The 6,975-nt window shown below is 73.0% G+C and carries 7 protein-coding genes and 1 pseudogene; 4 read left to right on the top strand and 4 right to left on the bottom strand.

The features are described 5' to 3' along the window. Positions 1-222 precede the first annotated feature (222 nt). The 3 genes from ACXR2U_RS23685 (at position 223) to ACXR2U_RS23675 (ending at position 3,039) form a co-directional block, all read left to right on the top strand. Positions 223-996 (top strand): glycerophosphodiester phosphodiesterase family protein, encoded by a 774-nt coding sequence (locus ACXR2U_RS23685; RefSeq protein ID WP_458827557.1) that lies wholly within the window; start codon positions 223-225, stop codon positions 994-996. After that, entirely contained in the window at positions 993-2,330 is a 1,338-nt protein-coding gene (locus tag ACXR2U_RS23680) for an MFS transporter (RefSeq protein WP_458827556.1), read from the top strand. The genes ACXR2U_RS23685 and ACXR2U_RS23680 overlap by 4 nt, the downstream gene beginning before the upstream one ends. 61 nt (positions 2,331-2,391) lie before the next feature. Next, positions 2,392-3,039 carry a thymidine kinase gene (locus ACXR2U_RS23675; protein WP_458827558.1) on the top strand — a complete coding sequence of 216 codons (648 nt, stop codon included), beginning with the start codon at positions 2,392-2,394 and terminating at the stop codon, positions 3,037-3,039. A gap of 13 nt (positions 3,040-3,052) precedes the next feature. Here the strand turns inward: ACXR2U_RS23675 and ACXR2U_RS23670 are convergent, their stop codons facing one another. Then, a complete protein-coding gene (locus ACXR2U_RS23670) occupies positions 3,053-3,523 on the bottom strand; it encodes a hypothetical protein (RefSeq protein WP_458827555.1) in 471 nt (156 codons plus the stop codon). A 221-nt stretch (positions 3,524-3,744) separates the two neighbouring features. On the opposite strand from ACXR2U_RS23670, the gene ACXR2U_RS23665 reads away from it, so the two are divergent. Next, positions 3,745-4,095 carry an RNA polymerase-binding protein RbpA gene (locus tag ACXR2U_RS23665; protein WP_458827554.1) on the top strand — a complete coding sequence of 117 codons (351 nt, stop codon included), beginning with the start codon at positions 3,745-3,747 and terminating at the stop codon, positions 4,093-4,095. 183 nt (positions 4,096-4,278) lie between these two features. Here ACXR2U_RS23665 and ACXR2U_RS23660 read toward each other — a convergent pair whose 3' ends face one another. The 3 genes and pseudogenes from ACXR2U_RS23660 to ACXR2U_RS23650 form a co-directional block, all read right to left on the bottom strand. Further along, a complete protein-coding gene (locus ACXR2U_RS23660) occupies positions 4,279-5,055 on the bottom strand; it encodes a polyprenol monophosphomannose synthase (protein WP_458827553.1) in 777 nt (258 codons plus the stop codon). Then, positions 5,052-6,707 carry an apolipoprotein N-acyltransferase gene (gene lnt / locus ACXR2U_RS23655; RefSeq protein ID WP_458827552.1) on the bottom strand — a complete coding sequence of 552 codons (1,656 nt, stop codon included), beginning with the start codon at positions 6,705-6,707 and terminating at the stop codon, positions 5,052-5,054. Before lnt ends, ACXR2U_RS23660 begins: the two co-directional genes overlap by 4 nt. 19 nt (positions 6,708-6,726) lie before the next feature. Next, positions 6,727-6,975: pseudogene (locus tag ACXR2U_RS23650) on the bottom strand (hypothetical protein); the annotation flags it as partial.

Here is a 6,975-nt window from a genome sequence, read left to right as displayed (position 1 = left end):
CGTCCATCGGAGCCACCTTCTGGGCCATGCACCACCGTGCACGACCACGCTCGAGGTGTCACCGATGTCCCGACAGATCCGGTGTCAGCGATGTCCTGACGCAGGACAACCATCTCGTCGGTGCAGTCTCTGAGTAGTTCCGGCCCGGGTCCGGCGACCGTCAGAGACCGTCGACCCTTGATCGAGACTTCGCGTGACGGCCGCGCGTGGTTCGATGCCCGGGTGCCAGAGGAGCGGGGTGGGGTCGTGGTCATGGCGCACCGCGGCCTCTCGGCGGCGGTGACCGGTGGCCCGCACGACGAGAACTCCCTGGCCGCGTTCGCCCGCGCCGTGGCGCTCGGCGCCACCCACCTCGAGACCGACGTGCGGGTGACGTCCGACGGCGTGGCCCTCGCCTTCCACGACGCCGTGCTCGACCGGGTCACCGACGCCCGCGGGATCGTCGCCCACCGGCCGTGGGCCCGGGTCCGCGAGGCGCGGATCGGCGGGGTGGAGCCGATCCCGACGCTCGAGGACGTGCTGGGCTCGTTCCCCGACGCCGTGGTCAACATCGACGTCAAGTCCGACGCCGGGGTGGCGCCGACGCTGGCTGCGCTCGAGCGCACCGGCGCGCACGACCGGGTGTGCCTGGCCGCGTTCTCCGACCGTCGCCTCGCCCGGCTGCGGGCGGCGCTCCCCCACGTCCGCACCGCGATGGGTCCGGCCGAGATCGCCCGGCTCCGACTCGTGGCGAGCCCGGGACCGGTCGGCGGGGTGGCCGCCGTGCTCCCCCGCGGCCGCGGGGTGGTCGCGCAGGTGCCCCGACGGGCGGGGCTGATCACGGTGGTCGACCGTCGCTTCGTGCAAGCCGCCCACCGGCTGGGTGTCGAGGTCCAGGTGTGGACGGTCAACGATCCCTGGCGGATGGAGCAACTACTCGACCTCGGCGTCGACGGCCTCATCACCGACCGCGTCGACCTGGCCATCCCGCTCGTCCGGGCCCGGGCCGCGGCGTGACCGCGACCGAGACGCCCACGGCCACGCTCGCCTCCTACCGCCGGGGTTGGTACTGGTACGGCTGGGCTAGCCACGTCTTCCCCACGCTCATCACCACTGTCTTCATGTCGAGATACATGGTCTCGGTGACCGAGGAGGCCGTGGGCGAGAACGGCCGGGTGCACGTGCTGGGCATCCCGCTGGCCCCGGGCAGCCTGTTCGGCGTCACGCTGACGACGTTCACCGTCGTGGCGGTCGTCCTCATGCCGGTGGTGGGGGCCTTCGCCGACCGCACCGGCCGCAAGCGGGACATCATGTGCGGGCTCGGCGCCGTCGGGGCCGTCGCCTGCATGGCGATGTTCTTCGTGCGCGGCGGCAACTGGCAGCTCGCCGTCGCGACCTACGCGGTGGCGTTCATCGCCTACAGCTGCGCGGCGGTCGTCAACTACGCCCTGCTCGTCGACCTCTCGAACTCCGAGGAGCGCGACAAGATCTCCTCGGTGGGCTGGGGTGTCTCGTACCTCGGCGGCGGACTGTTGCTCGCAGCAGCGTTCGTCCTCAGCCTGTTCCTCGACGACGACGCCCTGCTCGCCCGGCTGGCCATGGGTGCCTCCGGCGTCTGGTGGCTGGTGTTCCTGCTGCCGACGCTGCGCCGGTTGCCCCGGACCACCCACACCTCCGCCGAACGTCCCGACGCCGGTGGCTCGACGTTCGTCGAGGGGTTCCGGCAGCTGGGCCGCACCCTCGCCTCGTTGCGGGCGTTCCCGCTGACGCTGGCGTTCCTCGTGGCGTTCCTCGTCTACAACGACGGCATCCAGACCGTGACCACGGTCGCTGCCGTCTACGGCGACAAGGAACTCGGCCTCGACGACCAGACCCTGCTGCCGGCGATCCTGCTGGTGCAGTTCGTGGCGTTCGGTGGCGCGTTGTGGCTGGGCAGGCTCGCGGAACGGTTCGGCGCCAAACGGGTCGTGCTCGCCTCGCTCGTCGTGTGGACCGGGTTGGTGCTCGTGGCGTTCTTCGTCCAGCGCGGGTCGGTGTGGCAGTTCTACGCCCTGGCCATCGGGATCGCGATCGTGCTCGGCGGCAGCCAGGCACTGTCGAGATCGCTGTTCTCGCGGATGATCCCGGCCGGCAAGGAGGCCGAGTACTTCGGCTTCTACGAGATCAGCGACTCCGGGACGAGCTGGCTGGGACCGCTGATCTTCTCGGTGGCGTACCAGACCACCGGTAGCTACCGCTCGGCGCTGGTCTCGCTGGTCGTGTTCTTCGTGGTGGGTTTCGTCCTGCTCGCGTTCGTGCCGGTGCGGCGCGCGATCGAGGCCTCGGGCAACGTCGCACCGGAGAAGGTGTGACGACGTGACCGAACCCGACGGGGCGCTGGCGGCGATCCCGGCCTCGGGACGTCGGCGGGCGATGCCGATGTCCGCCCAGCTGACGTTCTTCCACGGTCCGATGGACTGCGGCAAGTCGACGCTCGCGCTGCAGATCAACCACAACCACGCCCGGCAGGGCCGGCGCGGCAAGCTCATGACCCGCTACGACCGGTCCGGTCGCCCCGAGGTCACCACCCGGGTCGGACTCGCGCACGAGGCGTTCGAGATCCACGACGACACCGACCTGCGCGCGGTGGTCCGCGAGGAGTGGGCCGCCGGCCGCGAACTGGACTACCTCGTGGTCGACGAGGCGGGGTTCCTCACCCGGGAGCACGTCGACCAGCTGGCCGAACTGGTCGACGACTGGCACGTCGACGTCTACTGCTTCGGCCTGCTCACCGACTTCCGCAGCCAGTTGCTGCCCGGCGCCGCCCGCCTGGTGGAACTGGCCGACCAGACCTCACCGGTGCAGGTCGACGTCCTGTGCTGGTGCGGCCGACCCGGCCGGCTCAACGCGCGGCTGGTCGACGGCGTGATGGTGCGCGAGGGCGACACGGTGGTGGTGGCCGACACCGCGACGGCCGACGAGTCGGCGGTGCGGTACCAGGTCCTGTGCCGCACCCACTACCGGCACGGCGACCTCGGCCCGTCGACGCCCGCCGTGCAGCCCCAACTCGACTTCGGCTGACGCCGCGGAGCGCTCAGTGCGTGCCGTAGGTCGCGGAGCCGCGGGGCATCGACCGCGCCACGACGACCTCCCGCGCGGCCGCGGCCGCCCCGACCAGCGCGGCCACCAACGCCCCGGACGACGCGCCGAGGCCCGCCAGCCGGGCGAGCCGCCCCTCGCGCACGCCCCGACCGATCGACAGCGTGTCGCCGAGGTCGGCGACCGCGCCGGCGAGGAACCAGGCCGAGCGCTCGCCGGGGGCGGTGTCGGAGCGCAGGACGGCCGCGGCCGTGCCCGCCCCGATGGCGATGTCGCGTCCGGCCGTCATGCGCGCCAACCAGTCCGCGCTCGGCGCCGACACCGCGTCGAGGCCGGCCACACGCACCGAGACCACCGGCGCGCGCCAGAACACGACGCCCAGCGCGACCCGACCGACCCCGAGGCCGAACCCGACCCGCTTCCAGAGGGTGTCGTCGTGCAGCACCGCGTCGGGGTCGATCGTCATCGGGGCCTTCCTCACAGTCCAGGTCCTGGACACACCGTCCGGGAATCCGATCTTCGCCCTGCTCGTTGGGAACAGTGACACAGCAGGAGTCGCGCCCACACCCGAGGTACCGGGTGGCCTGAGAAACCAGTCAGGAGTGCGACCAGCCGGAACCGAACCGGCCCTGCGCCCCGGATCGTGGGTATCCGGAACGGTACGTGTGCAGCAGGAGGTGCCCGGAGATGGCTGATCGTTCGTTGCGTGGCTCGCGGCTCGGCGCGACCAGTTTCGAGACCGAGTACGGCGCGGAACCCGCGCCGCGTGTGTTCGCGGAGTACCGCTGCCCGAAGGGCCACGAGTTCCGCATCCCGTTGTCCAACGACGCGGAGATCCCCTCGACCTGGGAGTGCAAGGTCGACAGCCAGCTCGCGGAGCTGGTCGACGGCCCGGCGCCGGAGGCCAAGAAGACGAAGCCCCCGCGTACCCACTGGGACATGCTGCTCGAGCGCCGTTCGGTGCCCGAGCTCGAGGAGGTCCTGGCCGAGCGCCTCGACGTCCTGCGCGCCCGGCGGGGCATCACCAAGTCCGCCTGACGCCGGGCCCGGCCGGACCGTCGCGATCGACGCCGGCCGGCCGACCGACCGCATCCGAGCCCGCACGCCTCCGCGTGCGGGCTCGCGGCGTCTCCGGGGGTCTCGCCGAGTGGTCACTTCCCCGGCCGAGTGGTCATGAGATGCTGACCACTCGCAGGGCGAGGTGACCACTCACCGGATCGGTCAGGGGCGGCGGCGGCGGGCCAGGGCCTGGAGCTGGTCGAGGCGGTGCCGGGCGCCCCAGACCGTGACCTTGAGCAGCGCCTCGCGGACGATCGACCCGCTCATCTTCGACGTCCCGAACTGCCGTTCCCGGAACCGGATCGGCACCTCGCGGACCGTGAAGCCCGCCTGCACCGCGCGCCAGGCGAGGTCGACCTGGAAGCAGTAGCCCTGGGACGCCGTGGCCCGGTAGTCGATGGTCTCCAGCACCTGGCGGCGGTAGGCGCGGTAGCCGCCGGTGATGTCCGAGAGGTCGACGCCCAGCGCGAGCCGCGTGTAGAGGTTTCCGCCGCGCGAGAGCGCCTCGCGGCTCTTGGGCCAGTCGACGACCGATCCGCCGGGCACCCAGCGCGAGCCGAGGACGAGGTCGGCGTGGTCGGGACGGTCCAGCCGCGCCAGCAGGGCGGGCAGCTGCTCCGGGTCGTGGGAGCCGTCGGCGTCCATCTCGACCAGGACGTCGTACCCCCGCTCGAGACCCCAGGTGAACCCGGCGATGTACGCCGCGCCGAGACCCGCCTTGGCGGTGCGGTGCAGCACGTGGACGTGATCGTCCCCGGCGGCGAGGCCGTCGGCGATCTCGCCGGTGCCGTCGGGGCTGCCGTCGTCGACGACCAGCACGTGCAGGTGGTCGCCGAGGCCGCGGACGCGGCCGACGATCGAGGCCACGTTCTCCGCCTCGTTGTAGGTCGGGACGATGACGAGCGTCAGGCGGTCGGCGGCGGGGCCGGCTGCGGTCACTGCGGAACTCCTGTCGTGGCCACGGCGCGGGCGGTGGCGGGGTCGCAAGCCCCCGATCCTCCCGTGCCGACCCGCCGGTCACGGCGGCGGGCTGAGCGCGGTCTCATGATGAGCGCGATCCAGACCAGCAGCGCGGCCGCGGTCATGACGTACTCCGGCCAGGCCCCCAGGCGCACCGCGAGCGTCTGGCCCGTCCGCAGCACCACCTGCTGGTCGAGCACGGCCCGCGTGAACAACGCGCCCGACCGGGCCTCGACCTCACCGTCGGCGCCGATGATCGCGCTGACGCCGCTGGTCGAGGCGGCCAGCACGGTGCGCCCGGTCTCCACCGCCCGCAACCGGCTCATCGCCAGCTGCTGGTACGTCTCGGCGGTGCGGCCGAACGTGGCGTTGTTGGTCTGGACGACGAGGATCTGCGCCCCCGCCCGCACCGACGACTGCACCAGGCCGTCGTAGGCGACCTCGAAGCAGATGACGTCGCCGATCGGGAACGGCCCGCCGGTGACCAGGCCGTTGCCGCTGCCCGCCGCCATGTCGCGCTGCACCAGGTCGACGTCGCTGCTCACCTTCCGCGCGATCGAGCGCAGCGGGATGTACTCGGCGAAGGGCACCGGGTGACGTTTGGTGTACGTGTCCCCCGGACCCCCGGGCGAGCCGGACGTGGCGGGTGACCACAGGATCGAGGTGTTGGAGATGTGGTCGGGCCCCGGGCCGTCGAGGATCGCGCCCACGAGGATCGGCGCGTGCACGGTGTCCGCGGCCGAGGAGATCGCCGCGGCGGCCGTCGCGTCGCGGTAGGGGTCGACGTCGGAGGCGTTCTCCGGCCACACCACCAGATCGGGTTGCGGTCGCTTCCCGGCGGCGACGTCGGCCGCGAGGTCGAGCGTGGCCTGGACGTGGTTGTCGAGGACCTGCCGGGCGCGGTCCTCGATCCGCAGTCCGGCCTGCTGCACGTTGCCCTGGACCACCGCGACCACGACCCGGCGGTCCGCGGGACCGCTCGAGGGAGCGAGCACCGGGGTGAGCAGGAGGGCCAGGACCGGCACCGCCACCAGCACCGCGGCCGGCCGTGCGACGGCCGTCACCCGGGTCGGGTGCCGGACGACCGCGACCAGGACGAAGGCGAGACCACCCCCGGCGAGCGCCACCGTGAACGACACCAGCGGCGCCCCGCCCAGCGCGGCGAACCACCGCAGGGGCGAGTCGGCCTGACTGAACGCCCACCTCCCCCACGGGAACCCGCCGAACGGCCACCGCGAGCGCAACGCCTCCTGGCCCACCCACGCGCACCCGACCCAGAGCGGCGCGAGCGGCGACCGTTGCAGGGTGGGCAGCAGGACGCCCAGCAGCGCGACGTAGGCCGCTTCGGCGGTGGCGAGGATCAGCCAGGGCGCCGGGCCGACGTAGATGCCGGTCCAGGAGATGAGCGGCACGAAGAACCCGAGACCCCAGAGCATCCCCAGCCCGGCGCCGACCCGGGCGCGGTGACCGTGCACCGCCACCGACAGGGCGGCCACCGAGACCGCCGCCAACGGCCAGATGCCGAACCGCGGGAACGCGAGGACGCCGACCAGGCCGCCCGCGACCGCGAGCAGCGCGGCCCACCGGCCCCGGAGCAACGGCGCCCGACGGGGAGGCGCCGTCGTCGTCACACGCACCAGTATCCGTCGCTCAGCTGAGAGCGGCGGGGACGTCGAGCGCGTCGGCGTCGAACGCGATCCGGCCGGCGACGACGGTCACCAGGCACCGCGGGAGGTCGACGCCGGGCGCCAGGTCGGGCAGGCCCGGGACGGCGGCGCGCGGGTCGGTGCTCCACCGGGAGACGCGGTCGTCGGGCGCGTCGACACCCAGCGGGCCGGCGGCCCAGACCGCGAGCGTGGCGGGGGCACCCGGGGCGATCGTTCCCGAGCCGTCGCCGTC

This window comes from Jatrophihabitans sp. YIM 134969, from assembly GCF_054456675.1.
Note: the sequence above shows the minus strand (reverse complement) of the source record. Positions and strands in the feature narration are given on the sequence as shown.